Origin of the sequence: Isoptericola sp. NPDC056573 (genome assembly GCF_042793335.1) — a bacterium.
In the GTDB taxonomy this organism is placed as follows: Bacteria; Actinomycetota; Actinomycetes; order Actinomycetales; family Cellulomonadaceae; genus Isoptericola.
In genome coordinates, this window is sequence record NZ_JBHTUY010000001.1 from 415,896 (window position 1) to 433,596 (window position 17,701).

Sequence of the window (17,701 nt, forward strand, 5' to 3'; positions counted from 1 at the left end):
GCAGGACACCTAGGGTTTCCGCGTGAGCTCGGAACGCACCTCTCCCTCCGGCGCGGACACCGTCCCGCTGAGCGTCCGCGCCGCGGCCTCCTGGTCGTGGCGCGTCCTGCTGATCGCCGCCGCCGTCGCCGCCTTCCTGTGGCTGCTCGCGGCGCTCAAGACGATCGTCGTGCCGGTCGCCATCGCGCTGCTGCTGACGATCCTGCTGGCGCCCGTGCGCCGGACCTTGCAGCGGTGGCACCTCAGCAAGGGTCTGGCGACGGCCGTGTCGATCGTCGGGCTGATCGTGCTGGTGGGCGGTCTCGTCACGCTCGCCGGCACGTCCATCGTCAGCGGCTTCCAGGACCTCGCCGACCAGGCCGTCGAGGGCTTCCGCCAGTTCACGACCTGGCTCGCCGAGGGCCCGCTGAAGCTCGACTCCGACCAGCTGTCCCAGTACGGCCAGCAGCTGCAGAGCTCGCTCGTGGAGAGCTCTGGCCTCGTCTCGGGCGCGCTGGGCGCCGCGACCACCGTGGGGCACGTTCTCGTCGGCGCGCTCATCGCCCTGTTCTGCACGATCTTCTTCCTGCTCGACGGCCGCACCATCTGGACGTGGCTCGTCAACCTGCTGCCCGTGCGGGCCCGGGAGAACGTGCACCAGGCGGGCCGTCGTGGGCTCGTCACGCTGTCGGCCTACGTGCGCACCCAGATCCTCGTCGCGTTCGTCGACGCCGTCGGCATCGGGATCGGGTCGGCGTTCTTCGTCCCCGCGCTCGCGCTGCCGATCGGCATCCTCGTCTTCGTCGGCTCGTTCGTGCCGATCATCGGTGCGATCGTCACCGGCGCCATCGCCACCGCCGTCGTGCTGGTGGCGAACGGCTGGGTCGCGGCCCTCATCATGCTCGGCATCGTGCTGCTGGTGCAGCAGGCCGAGAGCCACATCCTGCAGCCGTTCCTCATGGGCCACGCGGTGTCCCTGCACCCGGTGGCGGTGGTGCTCGTGGTCGCGGCCGGTAGCCTCGCGGCCGGCATCGTCGGCGCGCTGTTCGCGGTGCCGCTGGCCGCCGTGCTGAACACGATCCTGCTGTACCTGCACGGGCACGACAAGTTCCCCGAGCTCGGCACCGAGGACCATGTGCCGCTGCTGCGCAAACGCTCGCAGCTGCCCGGTACCCTGCTCTGGTCGGGTCGGGCGTCGTCGCAGGAGACGACGACGGGCGGCACCACGGACGCCAGCACGACCGGCAGCACGACCGTCGCCCCTGCCTCGCCCGACCCGGGCCCGGCAGGAGAGAACAGGTAAGTGGCAGCAGCACACCCCCCGATCGACCACGTCACCCTCGACGACGTCCGCGCCGCCGCGCGGCTGCTCGACGGCGTCATCACCCGCACCCCGGTGCAGGCGTTCCGCGCGATGTCCGAGGCCGCCGGCGCGCCGGTCGTGCTCAAGTGCGAGAACCTGCAGCGCGCCGGGTCGTTCAAGATCCGCGGCGCGTACACGCGCCTGAGCCGGATGTCCGACGAGGAGAAGGCGCGCGGCGTCGTCGCCGCCAGCGCGGGCAACCACGCGCAGGGCGTGGCGCTTGCGGCCCAGATGCTCGGCATCCACGCCATCGTCTACATGCCGGTGGACGCGTCGGTGCCGAAGCTGCGGGCCACCCGCGGCTACGGCGCCGAGGTGCGGCAGGTCGGCGAGAGCGTGGACGACGCGCTCGTCGCCGCCCGCGCGGAGGCCGCACGCTCCGGGCGCACGCTCATCCACCCGTTCGACCACCTCGACGTCGTCACCGGTCAGGGCACGGTGGCCCTCGAGATCCTCGAGCAGGTGCCCGACGTCGGCACGGTCGTCGTGCCGCTCGGCGGCGGCGGCCTGGTCGCGGGCATCGCGACCGTCCTCGCCGAGGCCGCCCCGCACGTGAAGGTCGTGGGCGTGCAGGCCGAGACCGCCGCCGCGTACCCGGGGTCGCTGGCCGCGGGCCGCCCCGTGCCGCGGGCGCTGGGCGCGACGATGGCGGACGGCATCGCCATCGGCACCCCCGGCGACGTGCCGTTCGAGGTGCTGGCGCGCCTCGGCGTCGAGGTGCGCACGGTCTCCGAGGAGGAGATGTCGCGCGCCCTGCTGCTCGTCGCCGAGCGGGGCAAGCTGATCGTGGAGCCGTCGGGCGCCGCCGGGGTCGCGGCCGTGCTGGCCGCCGAGCCCGGCTCGCTGCCGGGCACCATCGTCCCGGTGCTCACCGGCGGCAACATCGACCCGCTGCTGCTGCTGCGCGTGGTGCAGCACGGCCTCGTCGCCGCGGGCCGGTACCTCCAGCTGCGCGTGTGCATCGACGACAAGCCCGGCTCCCTCGCCGAGCTGCTCGACGTCGTCGCGCGCGCCGGCGCGAGCATCGTCCAGGTGGAGCACACCCGCACCGACACGTCGCTCACCGTGGCGCAGGTGCTCGTGAACCTGCAGCTCGAGACCAAGGGGCAGGAGCACTGCGAGGCGGTCGTCGAGCGTCTGCGCGCCGCGGGGTTCGCGGTCGCGTGACCCGACCGGCGGTGACCCGGGCCCGCCCGGGTCACCGCAGCGCGCGCCGGTAGTCGCCGGGCGCGTACCCGCAGATCTGGCGGAAGGTGTCGTAGAAGCTGCTCTGCGACGTGAACCCCGCCGCGTGCCCCACCTCCACCGTGGTGGCGTCCGTCGTGATGAGCAGGCGCTGCGCCTCCGCCACCCGGCACCGGGCGATGTAGGTGCCGAGGGTGGTGCCCACCACCCGCTTGAACAGGGTCATCGCGTGGCTGGGGGAGAGGTGGACGGCGCGCGCGACGTCCGACGGCGCGATGGGGGAGCGGTAGTGCTCCGCCACGAACTGCGCCATCGCGGTGGCGCGCGCGGCCGCGCCCGACGGCCCCGGTGCGCCCGTCGCGTCGCCCGCGGGGCCGGGCGCGCCCGCGGCCTCCGCGGCCGCGAGCGTCCGGCGCACGAAGGCCTGCACCTCGAGCATGACGACGGCGTGGTCCCCGCCCGCGAGGACGTCGCGGTGCCACGTGGCGAAGAGCGCGTCGACGTCGCGGGGGAGCGCGGCGGCGGGCACCACCACGGGCCGGGCACGCAGCAGCACCGCGATCTGATCCGCCCGCAGCGCCCAGCCGAGCACCTCGGTGAGCGGCACGTGCACCCACGACACGGCCGACTCCACCGCGTCGGGGTCGACGAGCTGGTGCGGGGTGCCGCCCCAGAAGAGCGCGACCTGGCCCGCCTCGACCCGCAGCGTCGACCCGCCGAAGAGGTACTCGAGGCGTCCGGCGTGCACGAGGTTGAGCTCGAGGTCGTCGTGGCGGTGCGGGTGCTCCATCACCGGGGGCGCACCGTGGCGCACCCACAGGGCGGCCTCCTCCAGGCGGACGTCGTCGACCGTCAGCGTCATGCGGGGAGCCTAGGGCGATCGAAGGATCCCGGAAAGCGGGGCGACCGATCCGGAGGATCGACCGCCATCCTCGGGCCTAGCGTCGCTGCATGGCTCATTCCCCGAAGATCACCATCATCGGCGCCGGCGGCTTCGTGTTCCCGTTCCGGCTCATCGGTGACCTGCTCAGCTTCCCCGCCCTGCGCGACGCGACGCTCTGCCTCATGGACCTCGACGCCGACCGGCTGGACCGGGTGGCGGGCGCGGCCCGTGAGCTCGTGGACCACCACGGCCTGCCCACCGTCGTCGAGCAGACCACGGACCGGCGCGCGGCCCTCGACGGGGCCGACTTCGTCATCATCACGTTCCAGGTGGGCGGCGTGGAGTCCTACCGGCACGACGTCGAGATCCCGCGGCGCTACGGCGTCGACCAGACCGTGGGCGACACCGTCGGGCCCGGCGGCGTGTTCCGCTTCCTGCGCTCGGTGCGCGCGTACCAGGACATCGCGGCCGACGCGCTGGAGGTCTGCCCGGACGCGCAGTTCATCAACTACGCCAACCCGATGGCGATGGCCACCGCCTATCTCAACGCCCTCGGCCTGCGCACCGTCGGCCTGTGCCACAGCGTGCAGGGCACCACCCGCATGCTCGCCCGCACGCTCGGCGTCCCCTACGACGAGGTCTCCTACCGGTGCGCCGGCATCAACCACCAGGCCTGGGTCCTCGAGTTCCGCCGGGGCGCCGAGGACCTGTACCCGCGCCTGCGCCAGGTCATGGCCGAGCGCCACGTCCGCGGCCGGGCGGCGGCCGACCTGCTCGCCGACGACGGCGACCACTCGGAGGCCGCGCTCGCCGCCAGCACGTACGAGGGCGGCAACGAGCAGGTGCGCACCACGCTGATGAACCACTTCGGGTACTTCGAGACCGAGTCCAGCCACCACGCGTCGGAGTACGTCCCGTGGTTCCGCAAGGATCCCGAGACCGTGCTCGAGTACCTCCCGGAGCGCTGGGACTACTACGAGATCTGCTCCGCCCACGACGAGCAGGGCGACGTGGACGAGCAGCTCGAGCGGCTCAAGGCCGACCTCAGCCCGTCCGTCGAGTACGGGGCGTCGATCGTCAACGCCGTCGTCACGGGCGTGCCCGCCGTCGTCTACGGGAACGTGCCGAACGCGGGCCGGGTCATCACCAACCTGCCCGACGACGCGTGCGTCGAGGTGGCGTGCCTCGTCGACGCCAACGGGGTGCAGCCGACGTCCTTCGGGGAGCTGCCGCCCCAGCTCGCGGCGATCAACCGCACCAACGTCAACGTCCAGACGCTCGCCGTCCGCGCGGCCCTCACCGGCGACGTCGAGCACGTGCACCACGCCGTCGCGCTCGACCCGCTGACGTCCGCGCACTGCACGCTCGAGCAGGCCCGGGCGATGACGGACGAGCTGCTCGACGCCCACGCCGCGCTGCTGCCCGCAGCCCTGCGCCCGGCGTCGTCCGTCTCGTCGGCGGCGTCCACCGTGGAACGGGACCCCGTCCTGGCGCACTGAGCGACCCCGGTGCCCCGGCGACGCGGCCGGGGCACCACCCGCGGGGCCGCGCCGCGGCCCCGACGACCCTCGACGAAGAGGAGACGAGATGCCGAACCGTGCGGTGCCCGGCAGGCACCCGGTCTCGCGCCGGCTGTCCCGGCGGAGCTTCCTGGCGGTGGCCGGGATCAGCGTGGCCGGGGCGCTCGCGGCCTGCTCCGGCGCCCCGACCGGCACGAAGCACCTGCGCCTGTCCTCGTGGAACATCCCCCTGGACCTGGGGTCGTACCAGGCGCTCGCCGACGAGTTCGTGGCCGCCCACCCGGGCACCAGCGTCGCGGTCGAGGTCACGACCGGGCAGTTCCACCAGTGGTTCATCACGCGGCTCGCGGCCGACCTCGCGCCCGACATCATCCGCATCACGCCGCAGCAGATCGGCCGCTACGCCGCCAACGGCAGCCTGGTCGACCTCACGGGCGCCGTGCCGCCGGAGTACCAGGACGACTGGTCGGAGCCGTTCTGGGCGATCGGCGCCAAGGCCGACGGCCTGTTCGGCGTCTTCCAGCACACGGACAACTTCATCACCTACTACGACAAGCGGGTGATCGAGCAGATCGGCGTGGACGTGCCGCAGACCCTCGACGAGGCGTGGCAGTGGGACGAGTTCCTGGAGATCGCCGCCGAGGCACGCAAGATCACGGGGCGGTACGGCTTCGGCTACGGCTGGAGCGGGCCCGAGACGGCGTACCGCTGGATGCCCGTCGTCTACCAGAACGGGGGAGCGTTCCTCGGCGAGGACGGCGAGACGCCGAGCATGGACACCGACGCCGCCGTCGGCGCCCTGGACTTCGGCCGCCGCTGGTACGCCGACGGGCTGGTCTCGCCGGCGAACATGAGCAAGTCGGGCGGCGGCGCCGTCGGGCGCGACCTCTTCGCCACCGGCCAGACCGGGCTGCTGCTCGACAACCCCGAGGCGATCGCCGCCCTCGACGAGGCCCGCCCCGACGAGTGGGGCACCACCTACATGATCCGCAACGGCGGCGAGGCGTCCGACCTCGGCGGGAACGCGCTGGCCGTGACCCGGTCCAGCAAGCACCCCGAGCTGGCGGCCGAGCTCGTCGCGTTCCTCACGAGCCGTACCCACGTCGCCGAGTTCTGCCGGCGCGGCAACTGGCTGCCTGCCCGCTCCTCGCTGGACGCGGCGGACATCGGCTACGACCGGCACGAGGCCACGATGCAGCAGTTCATCGACCAGGCCACCACGATCCCGCTGTCCATGGTGCGCGCCCAGTCGGGGCCGTACTTCAGCTCCCTCAACTCGGTCTTCGCGGACTACCTCGACCTGTGCTTCCTCGGCGAGCTCACGCCTGCCGAGTGCGGCGCCCAGATGACGGAGGCGATGCGCAGTGTCACCACGCGGTGAGACCCTCACGGCCCCGGAGGCGCCCCCCGCGGCCTCCCCGACGGCCGACGTCGCGCGCGCGGCGTCGCGGACGGACGGGCCCGCGGGCCGCCGTCGCGGCCGCTGGGCGCCCTACCTGTTCGTCGGCCCCGCGGGGCTGCTCTTCCTCGCGTTCTCCCTGGTGCCGATCGTCATCGCGGTCGCCCTGTCGTTCCAGGACACCGCCACGCTCGGCGACGGGCAGTGGGTGGGCGCGGACAACTACCGGACCATGCTGTCCGACCCGCTGCTGCGCACGGCCCTGCTCAACACGGTGGTCTTCACCGTCGGCACGGTGCCGACGGCGATGGCGGTCGGGCTGGCGCTCGCCGTCGCGCTCAACCGCCCGCTGCCGGGACGGGGCCTGCTGCGGGCGCTGTTCTTCGTGCCGATGGTCGCGGCCGGCGTCGTGGTCGGCGTGATCATGTCGTGGATCTTCAACCCGGACTACGGGGTCGCGAACAACGCGCTCCGGGCGGTCGGGCTCGACGGGCTGCCGTGGCTGACGTCGCCGCGCACGGCGATGCTCACGCTGGTGCTCGTCGTCGTGTGGACCCGCATCGGCTTCTGCATGGTGATCTACCTGGGCGCGCTGCAGTCGATCCCGTCCGAGCTGCGCGAGGCCGCCGCCATCGACGGTGCGAGCCGCTGGCAGCGGTTCCGGCGCCTCACCGTGCCGATGCTCGCGCCGACCACGTCGATCCTGCTCATCCTCAACGTGGTGTTCTCGCTGCAGGCCTTCGACGTCATCTACGTGATGACCGGCGGCGGGCCCGGCTTCTCCACGACCGTCCTCATCCAGTACGTGTTCCGGTCCGCGTTCGCCGACGCCCGGATGGGCTACGCCGCCGCGCTGGGCCTGCTGCTCGTGCTGATCCTGCTGGTCTTCACGCTGCTGCGGCAGCGCGCGACGAAGAAAGCCGAGGAGCTCCTGTGACCACCACCGCCGTCCCCGCGCGCACCGCTCCCGGCACCGGGCCGGCAGGGTCCCGCCGCTCCCCGCGCGAGCGCCGGACCCACCGCCGCCGCTGGTTGCTCACCGCCGGCCTCACCGCCGTCGCGATCCTCGTCGTCTTCCCGCTGTACTGGATGGTCGTCTCGGCCCTCACCCCGGGCGGGCAGTCGCAGAGCAGCGAGTTCTACCTCTGGCCCGACGCGCCGACCACCGGCAACTTCACCGAGGTCTTCGCGACGCAGCCCGTGTGGCACTGGCTCGGCAACTCGTTCCTCGTCGCCACGGTCGGCACGGCGCTGTCCGTGTGCGTCTCGCTCGGCGCGGGGTACGCGCTCGCGAAGTACCGGTTCCGCGGGCGCGGGCTGCTGTACGCGGTGTTCCTCGTGACGATCATGATCCCGATCCAGGTCACCCTGGTGCCCGCGTTCCTCGTCGTGGCGCGGCTGGGCCTGGTCGACTCGCCGTGGGCGGTCATCCTGCCCACGCTGTTCGACGTCGTCGGGATCTTCATCGCCCGCCAGTTCATGCTGGGCGTGCCGGACGCGCTCATCGAGGCCGCGCGGCTCGACGGCGCGGGGGAGCTGCGCACCTTCTTCCGGGTGGTGCTGCCGTCGTGCGGCCCCCTGGTCGGCGTCCTCGTGATCCTCGGGTTCATGAACCGCTGGAACGACTTCCTGTGGCCCCTGGTGGTGCTGCAGGGCAACGAGAGCCTCACCGTGCCGGTCGGGCTGTCCACCCTGACCAGCAACCCCGCCTTCAGCTCGCCGTGGGGCGCCGTGATGGCCGTGGCGACCGTCGCCGTCGTGCCCCTGCTGGTCGTGTTCCTGGTCTTCCAGAAGACGTTCGTGCAGGGCATCGCGAGCACGGGGATCAAATAGGTGTCGGTCCGGGTCGCCCCCGTTCGTCGTGCTCATGACGCGGCCGCCGGCCGCGGGAAGAGAGGTGGACGATGCGCTTCCTGGACACGATCCTGAAGGATGACCTGGCGGCGAGGCGGTTCCTGGCCGAGGTGCGACGCGAAGGACTGGGCATCGGCGCCTACCGCCCGGTCGACGTGGCGTTCTTCGGACCGATGGTGTTCTTCAACGGCTTCCACGAGGAGATCTGATGCGGTATCTGATGCTGGTGCTGTCCACCCCCGAGGACCCGCAGCTGCGGCCGGAGGACGCCGCGGGCGCGCCGCCCATCGAGGGCTGGGTGGAGAAGTACTACGGCAGCGGCACCGCCGTGCTGGGCGACCGGCTCCGCCCGCCCGCCGACGCGGTCGGGGTGCGGGTCCGGGGCGGGCGCGCACTGGTGACCGACGGCCCGTTCTCGGAGACCAAGGAGGCGATCGGCGGGTTCGACGTCATCGACGCGCCCGACCTCGACACGGCGATCACCATCGCGTCCGAGCACCCCATGGCGCACGAGGGCGCCATCGAGCTGCGGCCGTTCTGGCCGCTCGGGCTCGAGGGCGACGGCGTTGCCGACGAGACGCGCGAGGGAGGCGCCTGATGCGGTACCTGCTGCTGGTGGTCGAGCCGGACGTCCCCGACCGCGGCCCGACGCCCGACATCGTCGACTGGGTGCGCCGGCACGACGCCGACGGGTCCCGGGTGCTCGGGGAGCGGCTGCGCCCCGCGGCCGACGTGCGACGGGTGCGCGTTCGCGACGGTCGCCCCCTGGTGACCGACGGGCCGTTCACCGAGACCAAGGACGTCATCGGCGGGTTCGACGTCGTCGAGGCCCCCGACCTCGAGGCTGCGCTCGCGATCGCCGCCGAGCATCCGGGTGCCTGGGGCGGCGGCACGGTCGAGGTGCACCCGTTCTGGCCGACCGACGGCGTCGAGCCGGCGTGACGACCACGAACGCCGTCGAGGACGCGTTCCGCAGCGAGTGGGGACGCGTCCTCGGCGCGGTGGCGCGCGCCACCGGCGACCTCGACCTCGCGGAGGAGTCCGCGCAGGAGGCGTTCGCCACGGCGCTGCGCACCTGGTCGCGCGACGGCGTCCCGGACCGGCCGGGCGCGTGGCTCACGACGACGGCGCGGCGGCACGCCCTGGACGTGCTGCGCCGCCGGCAGGTCGAGGCGGAGAAGAGCGAGGCCGCGGTGCGGCGGGGCGAGCGCGTCGCCGGGCCCGGACGGGCCGCCGACGGTGTGCATGACGAGGTGGAGCGCGGCCTCGACGACGAGGGGTGGTCGCCCGACGACCCGGACGGCGACCTGGTCCGGCTGCTGTTCACGTGCTGCCACCCGGCCCTGCCGCTCGACGGCCGCGTGGCGCTCACGCTGCGCTCCCTCACGGGGATGACGACGGCGCAGGTGGCCCGTGCGTTCCTCGTCCCCGAGGCGACGATGTCCCAGCGGCTCGTCCGGGCCAAGCGGCGCATCCGGGCCACCGGCATCGCGTTCCGGGTGCCGCCGCCGGGGCTGCTGGCCGAGCGCACCGACGCGGTGCTCGCGGTGCTCTATGTGCTCTTCACCGAGGGCTACGACGCCTGGGCCGAGCCCGCCGACGAGGTGGAGGGGTGCGCCGACCGCCGCGCGCTGGCCGGGGACGCGGTGCGGCTGGCCCGGCTCGCCGCCCGGCTGCTGCCGCAGGAGCCGGAGGCACGCGGTCTCCTCGCCCTGCTGCTGCTGCAGCACGCGCGGCGCGACGCGCGGAGCGGGGGCGACGGCGTCGCGCTGACCCTGGCGGAGCAGGACCGCTCGAGGTGGCGCCGCGACGAGATCGACGAGGGGCTGGCCGTCCTCGACACGGCGCTCGCGGCGCGCCGGCCGGGGCCGTACCAGGTGCAGGCGGCGGTCGCGGCGCTGCACTGCCGGGCGGGCACCGCCGCCGAGACGGACTGGGCGGAGGTGCTGGCGCTCTACGACGTGCTGCTCGACCTGGCGCCGTCGCCCGTCGTCGCGCTCAACCGTGCGGTGGCCGTGGCCGAGGTGCGCGGCGCCGACGCCGCCCTGGCCGCCGTCGACGCCGTCGCCCGCGACCCGGCCCTGGCGGGCTACCACCTGCTGCCGGCCCTGCGGGCGGACCTGCTGACACGCGCCGGCCGGCCCGCCGACGCCGTCGTCGAGCTGCGCCGCGCCCTCGACCTGGTCGACCGCGAGGGCGACCGCCGCCTGCTGCGCGCCCGCCTCGCGGCCCTCGCGCCGAGGTAGTCCGAAACCCGCCGAGGTAGTACGAGAACTGCCGAGGTAGTAACGAGCCCTCGCGAGGGCACGTACTACCTCGGCAGATTCGGTCCTACCTCGGCGGCGGGGCGGGTCAGACCGCGGCGGCCTCCGGCTCGGTGACGAGCGGGTAGACGCCGTTCTCGTCGTGCACCTCGCGGCCGGTGACCGGCGGGTTGAACACGCACACGCACGTGATGTCGGTGCGCGGGCGCACCTTGTGCTTGTCGTGGTCGTTGAGCAGGTACAGCGAGCCGGGCCGCAGCTGGTGCACCTCGCCGGTGCCGAGGTCCTCGATCTCGCCCTCGCCGGACGTGATGAAGACGGCCTCGATGTGGTTGGCGTACCAGAAGAAGCTCTCGGTGCCGGCGTACAGGGTGGTCTCGTGCACGGAGAAGCCGACCCCTTCCTTCGCCAGGATGATCCGCTTCGAGCGCCAGTTCTCGCTCTTGACGTCGGCGTCGGTGTCGGTGATCTCGTCGAGCGTGCGCACGAGCATGGGTGGTACCTCCGGTGGTTCGGGAGCGGTGGGTTCGGGTGCGGGTCAGGCCGTCGGCGCGGGCAGGACGGCGGCCACGGAGTCGCTGATGATGCGCAGGCCGCGCTGCAGCTCGTCGTACGTGATCGTCAGCGGCGGCAGCAGCTTGACGACCTCGCCGTCGGGGCCCGAGGTCTCCATGAGCAGCCCGCGGGAGAACGCCTCGTCGCAGATGCGGCTCGCGGTCTCGCCGTCCGGCGTCTGCAGGCCGCGGGCGAGGCCGCGGCCCTTGGCCACCAGCACGTCGTCGCCGTAGCGGGCGACGAGAGAGTTGAAGTGCGCCTCGACGAGCGCGCCCTTGTCGATCGTGGCGGTCTCGAGCGTGTCGTCCGTCCAGTAGGTGCGGATCGCCTCGGCGGCCGTGGCGAAGGCGGGAGCGAAGCCGCGGAACGTGCCGTTGTGCTCGCCCGGCTCCCAGATGTCCAGCTCGGGGCGCACGAGGGTGAGCGCCATCGGCAGGCCGTAGCCGGAGATCGACTTCGACAGGCAGATGATGTCGGGCACGATGCCGGCCTCCTCGAACGAGAAGAACTTGCCGGTGCGGCCGCAGCCCATCTGGATGTCGTCGAGGATCAGCAGGATGTCGTGGCGCTTGCACAGGTCGGCCAGGCCGCGCAGCCACTCGGCACGCGCGGCGTTGATGCCGCCCTCGCCCTGCACGGTCTCGACGATGACGGCGGCGGGCGCGTTGAGGCCCGAGCCGCTGTCCTCGAGCAGCCGCTCCAGGTACACGAAGTCGGGCACGTCGCCGTCGAAGTAGTCGTCGTACGGCATCGGGGTGGCGTGCACCAGGGGGATGCCGGCGCCCCCGCGCTTCATCGAGTTGCCCGTCACGGACAGCGCGCCCAGCGTCATGCCGTGGAAGGCGTTGGTGAAGTTGATGACCGACTCGCGGCCCGTCACCTTGCGCGCCAGCTTGAGCGCCGCCTCCACCGCGTTGGCGCCGCCCGGGCCGGGGAACACGACCTTGTGGTCCAGGCCGCGGGGCTCCAGGATCACCTCGTTGAACGTCTCGAGGAACTCGCGGCGCGCCGAGGTGAACATGTCGAGCGTGTGCACCATGCGGTCGTCGGTGAGGTAGTCCAGCAGCACCTGCTTGAGCAGCGGGTTGTTGTGCCCGTAGTTGAGCGTGCCGGCGCCGGCGAAGAAGTCGAGGTACTCGGTGCCGTCCTCGGCGTGGACCGTCGCTCCCGAGGCCCGGTCGAACACGACGGGCCAGGAGCGCGAGTAGCTGCGGACCTCCGACTCGAGGGCGGTGAAGCCCATCGGGTCGTCGGCGGCGGACGCCTCGGTGGTGGGGACGGTCGGGGTTGTCACGAAGGACACTCCTTGAGGTGGTGCGCGCCGGTGCGGTGTTGTAGTGGAGAGGGCTGCGTCGTCACCTGCGCGCCGAACCGGCGCAGCCCGAGGTCTAAGGGACCTGAATGGTGGAGTCGGTCAACGGGGAGGGCGGATGCCCTCGATCACCAGCAGCGGCTCGGCCTCGTGGCCGTCGGGGAAGTGTGCGGCCTCGTAGCCCGTCGTCTCGCGCAGGGTCGCGCCGCGCCCGGCGGCCCACCGCGCGAACACGCGCCGGGACGACACGTTGTCCGTGGTCACGGTGGTGTGCAGCCGGGTGACGGCGGGGCCGTCGCCCGCCGCCGTCGCGTCGACGACGGCGTCCAGCAGCCGCCCCGCGACGCGGCGGCCACGGGCCCGCGGGTCGACGGCGACCTGCCACACGAAGAGCGTGGCCGGGTCGGCCGGCAGCCGGTACGCGGAGACGAAGCCCACGGGCTCGCCCTCCGTGTCAGAGCCGTCGGGGCCGTCGGGGTCGTCGGGGAGGAACGCCAGGCGGCAGGTCGCGGCGAAGTGGTCCGCGAGCAGCAGGTAGGCGTAGGAGGAGTTGAGGTCGAGCGAGCCCGAGTCGCGCGCCAGGCGCCACATCGCGGCGCCGTCCGCCGTCGTGGGCGGGCGCACCGTGAGGCCCGGGAGGGGCTCCGCGGCGCGGGACGACGCCGTGGCGTCGGTCGGGCTGTCGGTCGAGCTGTCGTCGGTCGAATGGTTGGTCGTTGCGGTGTCCGTCGTGTCCATACCGCCATCGACCATAGACGTATCGCGGGGGAAAGTTCACCTCGGCCATGACCATTCCTCGACCGGCCGGCGCCGGCGGCGGGTCCCCGATCGTTGGCAGCGCAACGAAAGGTCGCGTTGACCATCGACGGATCATCGACGGTTCTACGGATCGCCATCCGTCTCGGATGCTGAGACCGACGGGGTGAAGTCGCGGATGGCGTCACCCCGGGGACGACGATGGGCGTGCCCGTCGGGACGGGCACGCCCATGGCATGCGTCGGTGCCGGGCGCGGCCCGGGGGAGGTCAGCCCGCGAAGGGCGTGGCCTTGAGGATCTCGACGGGGATCTCGCGACCGTTCGGCGCGGTGTAGGCCACCTTCTCGCCGATGCGGTGCCCGTCGATCGCGGCACCGAGCGGCGACGTCGGCGAGTACACGTCGAGGTCGGTGGTGCCGGCGATCTCGCGGGAGCCGAGCAGGAACGTCATCTCGTCCCCGGCCACGACCGCGGTGACGACCATGCCGGCCTCCACGACGCCGTCGTCCGCGGGCGTGCCGATCTGCACGTGCCGCAGCTTCTCGGTGAGCTCGCGGATGCGGGCCTCGTTCTTCGCCTGCTCCTCGCGGGCGGCGTGGTAGCCACCGTTCTCCTTGAGGTCGCCCTCGTCGCGGGCGGCGGCGATGCGCTCGGCGATCTCGGTGCGGGCGGGGCCGGAGAGGTGCTCCAGCTCGGCCTGCAGCCGGTCGTGAGCCTCCTGGGTGAGCCAGGTGACAGTGCTCTCGGTCACGAGGGCTCTCCTTTCGTGGTGCTCGATGGCCTGTTTCGGCCGTGCGCGGGCGACCGACGGGCGTCGGCACGCGCGTCGGCTGGGGCAGGACTGCGTGTGAATCCCTCAGGATAGCCCGGGGAGGCGCCAGAACCCAGGCCTCTGCCCTGGGCGAACAGCGTGATCCCGGTCGAGACGCGGGATCGGGGCGGTGTCAGGGCGCGTCGGGGACGTCGCAGGACTCGACGACGGCGGTCGTGGCCTCCTCGGACGTGCGGACCGTCACCGAGTACGTCGAGGTCTGCTGCTCGGCAGGCCCGACGGGCACGTCGACGGTGCCGACCTGGGCGTAGCTCTGCGCGAGCGCCTCGACCTCGCAGACCGCCGTCGTGCCGGGCGGCATGTGGACCTGGAAGGTGACGTCCACCTGCTCGGCGTCGCGGACGTCGAAGCCGACCATCTCCACCGTCACCGGGTCCCGGCGGGTCTGCTCGACCGAGAACCAGGCGGCCACGCCGACGGCCGCCGCGAGGGCGACGCCGATCGCCACCTTGGCCCCCGTGCCGAGCGGGCGTCGGCCGTCCTGGCGACCGTCCTGTCCAGCACGCGACGTGCCGTACCGGTCGGCGGGCGGAGTGGGGCTGACGGGCTCGCTCATGGTGCACCATTGTCCCTGAACCTCGCTGCCGACCCGTCACCCCGGGAGGGACCTTGTCCTCCGCCTCCTCCGTGCCGCCCACCCCGCGGTCCGAGCCCCTGCGTCTGATGGCGGTGCACGCGCACCCGGACGACGAGTCCAGCAAGGGAGCCGCGACCACCGCGCGGTACGCCGCCGAGGGCGTCGAGGTGCTCGTGGTGACCTGCACGGGCGGCGAGCGGGGCGACGTCCTCAACCCGAGCTTCCAGGTGCCCGAGGGGCACGAGTTCGACACCATCGAGGGCCGCCTGGCGGTGCGCCGCCTGGAGATGGCGGCCGCGGCCGAGGCGCTCGGCGTGCGGCAGACGTGGCTCGGCTTCGTGGACTCCGGGCTGCCGGAGGGCGACCCGCTGCCGCCGCTGCCCGAGGGCTCGTTCGGCCTGACGCCGCTCGACGAGGCGGCCGCGCCCCTCGTGGAGCTCGTGCGCGAGTTCCGCCCGCACGTCATGACGACCTACGACCCGTCCGGCGGGTACCCGCACCCCGACCACATCAAGTGCCACGAGGTGGGGTTCGAGGCGTACCACGCGGCGGGCGACGCCTCCCGGTACGTCGTCGAGGGCGGCGCGGAGCCCTGGGAGCCGCTCAAGCTCTACTACAACCACGGCTTCTCGATGGCGCGCATGCGCGCCGTGCACGAGGCGATGCAGGGCGCCGGCCTGGAGTCGCCGTTCGGCGACTGGATCGAGTCGCGCGCGGCGCGCGAGATCCCCGAGCGGGAGGCGACCACGCACGTGGCCGTCGCGGACTTCTTCGCCCAGCGCGACGCGGCCCTCGTGGCGCACGCGTCGCAGATCGACCCGGACGGGTTCTTCTTCGCCGTGCCGCGCGACCTCGAGGCCGACGTGTGGCCCACCGAGGAGTTCGAGCTCGCGGACTCCCGCGTGCCGACGTCGCTGCCGGAGGACGACCTGTTCGCCGGCCTGCGGGAGGGCGACCGATGAGCGCCGCCTGGGCGACCCTGCTCGCCGCCGCGCCGAGCCCGAGCCCCAGCCCGACCCAGGGGCCGGACGAGCTCCAGGTGACGCCGGGCCTCGCCGGGTTCGTCGCGACGTTCGCGGTGGCCGTGGCCTGCGTGCTGCTCTTCCTGTCGCTCACGCGGCACCTGCGCCGCGCGCAGCGCAACGCCGAGGAGCAGGGCATCCCGCTCGAGGAGCCCAAGCACTTCGGTCTCCAGGGCCCGGGGCGGGGCCCCGGGGCGCCCGACGGGGGGCCGCGCGACGATGGCACGGGCGACGGTGGCGACGACGGTACCGACGACGACGGCAGGAGCGGCGGCACGGACGGCGAGCCCGGGCGATGAGCACGAGCGTGCGTGTCACGGTCGGACAGCTCGCGATCACGGCCGACCACGACGCCAACCGCGAGGCGGTCGCCGAGGCCTTCCTCGCCGCCGGCCGCGTCGGCGCCGACCTGCTGGTGCTGCCCGAGTACTCCTCCGGCTACGACCCGCACGGCGTCGGCGTCGAGCACGCGGAGCCGCTCGACGGCCCGTTCGTCACGGCCCTGCGCCAGCACGCCGCGCGGTACCGCATCGCGGTGGTGGCCGGCACCACCCTGCCGGCCTACGGCGCGCCGGCGGCGAGCACGGGCCAGCACCCGACGGTGACGGGCGCGTTCCCCGCCGTCAGCGGGGCCTTCCCGGCCGTGACCGGGTCGTTCCCGGCGGTCACGGGGTCGCTGCCCGCGATCACGGGGACGACGCCGACGGTCGGCTCGGCGCCCGAGCCGCCGACGCGCGCCTTCAACACCGTCGTCGCGGTCGACGCGACGGGCTCCGTCGTCGGCGCGTACCGCAAGGTGCACCTGTACGACGCGTTCGGCACCCGCGAGTCCGACCGCCTCGAGGCCGGTCCGGCCGGCGTGCCCCCGCTCGTGCTGCGGCTGGGGGACCTCACGTTCGGCGTCGTCACCTGCTACGACCTGCGCTTCCCGGAGTCGGCGCGCCGCCTCGTGGACGCCGGCGCGGACGTCATCGTCGTCCCGGCGGCGTGGGTGGACGGTCCGCTCAAGGCGGACCACTGGCGCACGCTGCTGCGCGCGCGGGCGATCGAGAACACGGCGGTGGTGATCGGTGTCGGGATGTCCGGCCCCGGGCTGGTGGGCCGGTCGCTCCTGGCCGGGCCGGACGGCGTCGTCGGCCTCGAGCTCGACGAGACCCCGCAGGTGCGCACCGTGGACCTGGACCCGGAGCCGCTGGCCCAGGTGCGTCGGCAGAACCCGTCGCTGGCGAACCGGCGCTACCTGGTGGTGCCCGCGGGCTGAGCCCGCCGGGCCCGGCCGCGTGCGGCGACGTGCGGCGACGTGCGGCTACAGGGCCGCCAGGTAGATCGCCACGGTGTGGCAGGTGAACCCGACCACGGTGAGCGCGTGGAAGATCTCGTGGAACCCGAACCAGCGGGGCGACGGGTTCGGGAACTTGGTGCCGTAGACGACGGCGCCGAGGATGTACGCGATGCCGCCCGAGGCGACCAGCCACGCGACGGCGGCGCCGCCCGCCGCGGAGAACTGCGGGATGTAGCCGACGGCGACGCAGCCCAGCGCCACGTACACCGGGACGTAGAGCCACCGCGGCGCGCTCATCCACAGCACGCGCCCGACGAGGCCGAGGATCGCGCCGCTCCAGACGACGGCGAGGAGCACGGTGGCGGTGCCGCGCGGCAGCAGCATCACGGCCAGGGGCGTGTACGTGCCGGCGATGATGAGGAAGATGTTGGCGTGGTCCAGGCGCCGCAGGACGGCGGCGGTGCGGGGCGACCAGGTGCCGGTGCCGAGGTGGTAGACGGCGCTGGTGCCGAACAGCATGACGGCGGTGAGGCCGAAGATCGCGCACGCGACCTTGTCGGCGGCGGTGTCGGCGAGGACGACCAGCACGATCGCGGCGGCCAGCGCCAGCGGGGTCGTCACGGCGTGGATCCAGCCGCGCAGGTGCGGCTTGAGGAGCGCCGGCTTCCCGGCGGCCGCCGCCGACACGGTCTGCACGGCGTCGCCCACGACGCCCTTCGCCTCGCGGGCCACCTCCGCGACGTCGGACGCGTCGAGGCGGTCGGCCCGGTGGCCGTTCGGCTGGGCGGCTGCTGCCACGGGTGCTCCTTCTCGGTCGGACGGCGAACCTACGCATCCGTAGGTTACGCCAGCGTAGGGGACGCGGCGCGGACACGAGGACCCCGCGCCGTGAAGATCGTGCGCAGGGGTTGCGGGGCG

The 17,701-nt window shown here is 73.4% G+C and carries 20 protein-coding genes; 13 read left to right on the top strand and 7 right to left on the bottom strand.

Annotated elements, in window-relative coordinates:
• Positions 1–22: 22 nt before the first annotated feature.
• The gene (locus tag ACFQ8E_RS01920) at positions 23–1,282 is read left to right on the top strand and encodes an AI-2E family transporter (protein ID WP_430548874.1); all 1,260 of its coding nucleotides are present in this window, start codon (positions 23–25) and stop codon (positions 1,280–1,282) included.
• A complete protein-coding gene (gene ilvA / locus ACFQ8E_RS01925) occupies positions 1,283–2,509 on the top strand; it encodes a threonine ammonia-lyase (RefSeq protein WP_430548875.1) in 1,227 nt (408 codons plus the stop codon).
• Between the two features lie 31 nt (positions 2,510–2,540).
• Here the strand turns inward: ilvA and ACFQ8E_RS01930 are convergent, their stop codons facing one another.
• Positions 2,541–3,389: a helix-turn-helix domain-containing protein gene (locus ACFQ8E_RS01930; RefSeq protein WP_430548876.1), complete on the bottom strand. Its 849-nt coding sequence runs from the start codon at positions 3,387–3,389 to the stop codon at positions 2,541–2,543.
• An 89-nt stretch (positions 3,390–3,478) separates the two neighbouring features.
• On the opposite strand from ACFQ8E_RS01930, the gene melA reads away from it, so the two are divergent.
• The 8 genes from melA (at position 3,479) to ACFQ8E_RS01970 (ending at position 10,429) form a co-directional block, all read left to right on the top strand.
• On the top strand, positions 3,479–4,909 hold the full coding sequence (melA, locus tag ACFQ8E_RS01935) for an alpha-galactosidase (protein WP_430548877.1): 1,431 nt from the start codon (positions 3,479–3,481) through the stop codon (positions 4,907–4,909).
• 88 nt (positions 4,910–4,997) lie between these two features.
• The gene (locus ACFQ8E_RS01940) at positions 4,998–6,311 is read left to right on the top strand and encodes an ABC transporter substrate-binding protein (RefSeq protein ID WP_430548878.1); all 1,314 of its coding nucleotides are present in this window, start codon (positions 4,998–5,000) and stop codon (positions 6,309–6,311) included.
• Positions 6,295–7,266 (top strand): carbohydrate ABC transporter permease, encoded by a 972-nt coding sequence (locus ACFQ8E_RS01945; RefSeq protein WP_430548879.1) that lies wholly within the window; start codon positions 6,295–6,297, stop codon positions 7,264–7,266. The genes ACFQ8E_RS01940 and ACFQ8E_RS01945 overlap by 17 nt, the downstream gene beginning before the upstream one ends.
• A complete protein-coding gene (locus ACFQ8E_RS01950; RefSeq protein ID WP_430548880.1) occupies positions 7,263–8,162 on the top strand; it encodes a carbohydrate ABC transporter permease in 900 nt (299 codons plus the stop codon). Before ACFQ8E_RS01945 ends, ACFQ8E_RS01950 begins: the two co-directional genes overlap by 4 nt.
• A gap of 71 nt (positions 8,163–8,233) precedes the next feature.
• Positions 8,234–8,392, top strand: coding sequence for a hypothetical protein (locus ACFQ8E_RS01955; protein ID WP_430548881.1), 159 nt, complete (start codon positions 8,234–8,236; stop codon positions 8,390–8,392).
• The gene (locus ACFQ8E_RS01960; RefSeq protein ID WP_430548882.1) at positions 8,392–8,781 is read left to right on the top strand and encodes a YciI family protein; all 390 of its coding nucleotides are present in this window, start codon (positions 8,392–8,394) and stop codon (positions 8,779–8,781) included. Before ACFQ8E_RS01955 ends, ACFQ8E_RS01960 begins: the two co-directional genes overlap by 1 nt.
• Positions 8,781–9,125, top strand: a complete 345-nt coding sequence (locus ACFQ8E_RS01965) for a YciI family protein (protein ID WP_430548883.1) — start codon at positions 8,781–8,783, stop codon at positions 9,123–9,125. The genes ACFQ8E_RS01960 and ACFQ8E_RS01965 overlap by 1 nt, the downstream gene beginning before the upstream one ends.
• Positions 9,122–10,429 (top strand): RNA polymerase sigma factor, encoded by a 1,308-nt coding sequence (locus tag ACFQ8E_RS01970; protein ID WP_430548884.1) that lies wholly within the window; start codon positions 9,122–9,124, stop codon positions 10,427–10,429. The genes ACFQ8E_RS01965 and ACFQ8E_RS01970 overlap by 4 nt, the downstream gene beginning before the upstream one ends.
• 106 nt (positions 10,430–10,535) lie before the next feature.
• Here the strand turns inward: ACFQ8E_RS01970 and ACFQ8E_RS01975 are convergent, their stop codons facing one another.
• From ACFQ8E_RS01975 to ACFQ8E_RS01995, 5 genes are all read right to left on the bottom strand, one after another.
• Positions 10,536–10,940, bottom strand: coding sequence for an ectoine synthase (locus ACFQ8E_RS01975; RefSeq protein WP_430548885.1), 405 nt, complete (start codon positions 10,938–10,940; stop codon positions 10,536–10,538).
• A gap of 45 nt (positions 10,941–10,985) precedes the next feature.
• The gene (gene ectB / locus ACFQ8E_RS01980; RefSeq protein WP_430549033.1) at positions 10,986–12,245 is read right to left on the bottom strand and encodes a diaminobutyrate--2-oxoglutarate transaminase; all 1,260 of its coding nucleotides are present in this window, start codon (positions 12,243–12,245) and stop codon (positions 10,986–10,988) included.
• Positions 12,246–12,416: 171 nt separating this feature from the next.
• Entirely contained in the window at positions 12,417–13,052 is a 636-nt protein-coding gene (ectA, locus tag ACFQ8E_RS01985; RefSeq protein ID WP_430548886.1) for a diaminobutyrate acetyltransferase, read from the bottom strand.
• Between the two features lie 286 nt (positions 13,053–13,338).
• Complete coding sequence (greA, locus tag ACFQ8E_RS01990) at positions 13,339–13,821, bottom strand: transcription elongation factor GreA (protein WP_429764557.1); 483 nt, start codon at positions 13,819–13,821, stop codon at positions 13,339–13,341.
• Positions 13,822–14,014: 193 nt separating this feature from the next.
• Positions 14,015–14,458, bottom strand: a complete 444-nt coding sequence (locus ACFQ8E_RS01995) for a DUF4307 domain-containing protein (RefSeq protein WP_430548887.1) — start codon at positions 14,456–14,458, stop codon at positions 14,015–14,017.
• Between the two features lie 107 nt (positions 14,459–14,565).
• On the opposite strand from ACFQ8E_RS01995, the gene mca reads away from it, so the two are divergent.
• Genes mca through ACFQ8E_RS02010 form a run of 3 tightly spaced genes read left to right on the top strand, consistent with a single transcriptional unit; the run spans position 14,566 to position 16,762 of the window.
• Positions 14,566–15,441 (top strand): mycothiol conjugate amidase Mca, encoded by an 876-nt coding sequence (gene mca, locus ACFQ8E_RS02000; RefSeq protein ID WP_430549034.1) that lies wholly within the window; start codon positions 14,566–14,568, stop codon positions 15,439–15,441.
• Entirely contained in the window at positions 15,438–15,800 is a 363-nt protein-coding gene (locus tag ACFQ8E_RS02005; RefSeq protein WP_430548888.1) for a hypothetical protein, read from the top strand. Before mca ends, ACFQ8E_RS02005 begins: the two co-directional genes overlap by 4 nt.
• Positions 15,797–16,762: a carbon-nitrogen hydrolase family protein gene (locus ACFQ8E_RS02010; RefSeq protein ID WP_430548889.1), complete on the top strand. Its 966-nt coding sequence runs from the start codon at positions 15,797–15,799 to the stop codon at positions 16,760–16,762. The genes ACFQ8E_RS02005 and ACFQ8E_RS02010 overlap by 4 nt, the downstream gene beginning before the upstream one ends.
• Positions 16,763–16,807: 45 nt before the next feature.
• On the opposite strand, the gene ACFQ8E_RS02015 is transcribed toward ACFQ8E_RS02010, so the two are convergent.
• A complete protein-coding gene (locus ACFQ8E_RS02015; protein WP_430548890.1) occupies positions 16,808–17,581 on the bottom strand; it encodes a hemolysin III family protein in 774 nt (257 codons plus the stop codon).
• Positions 17,582–17,701: the final 120 nt, after the last annotated feature.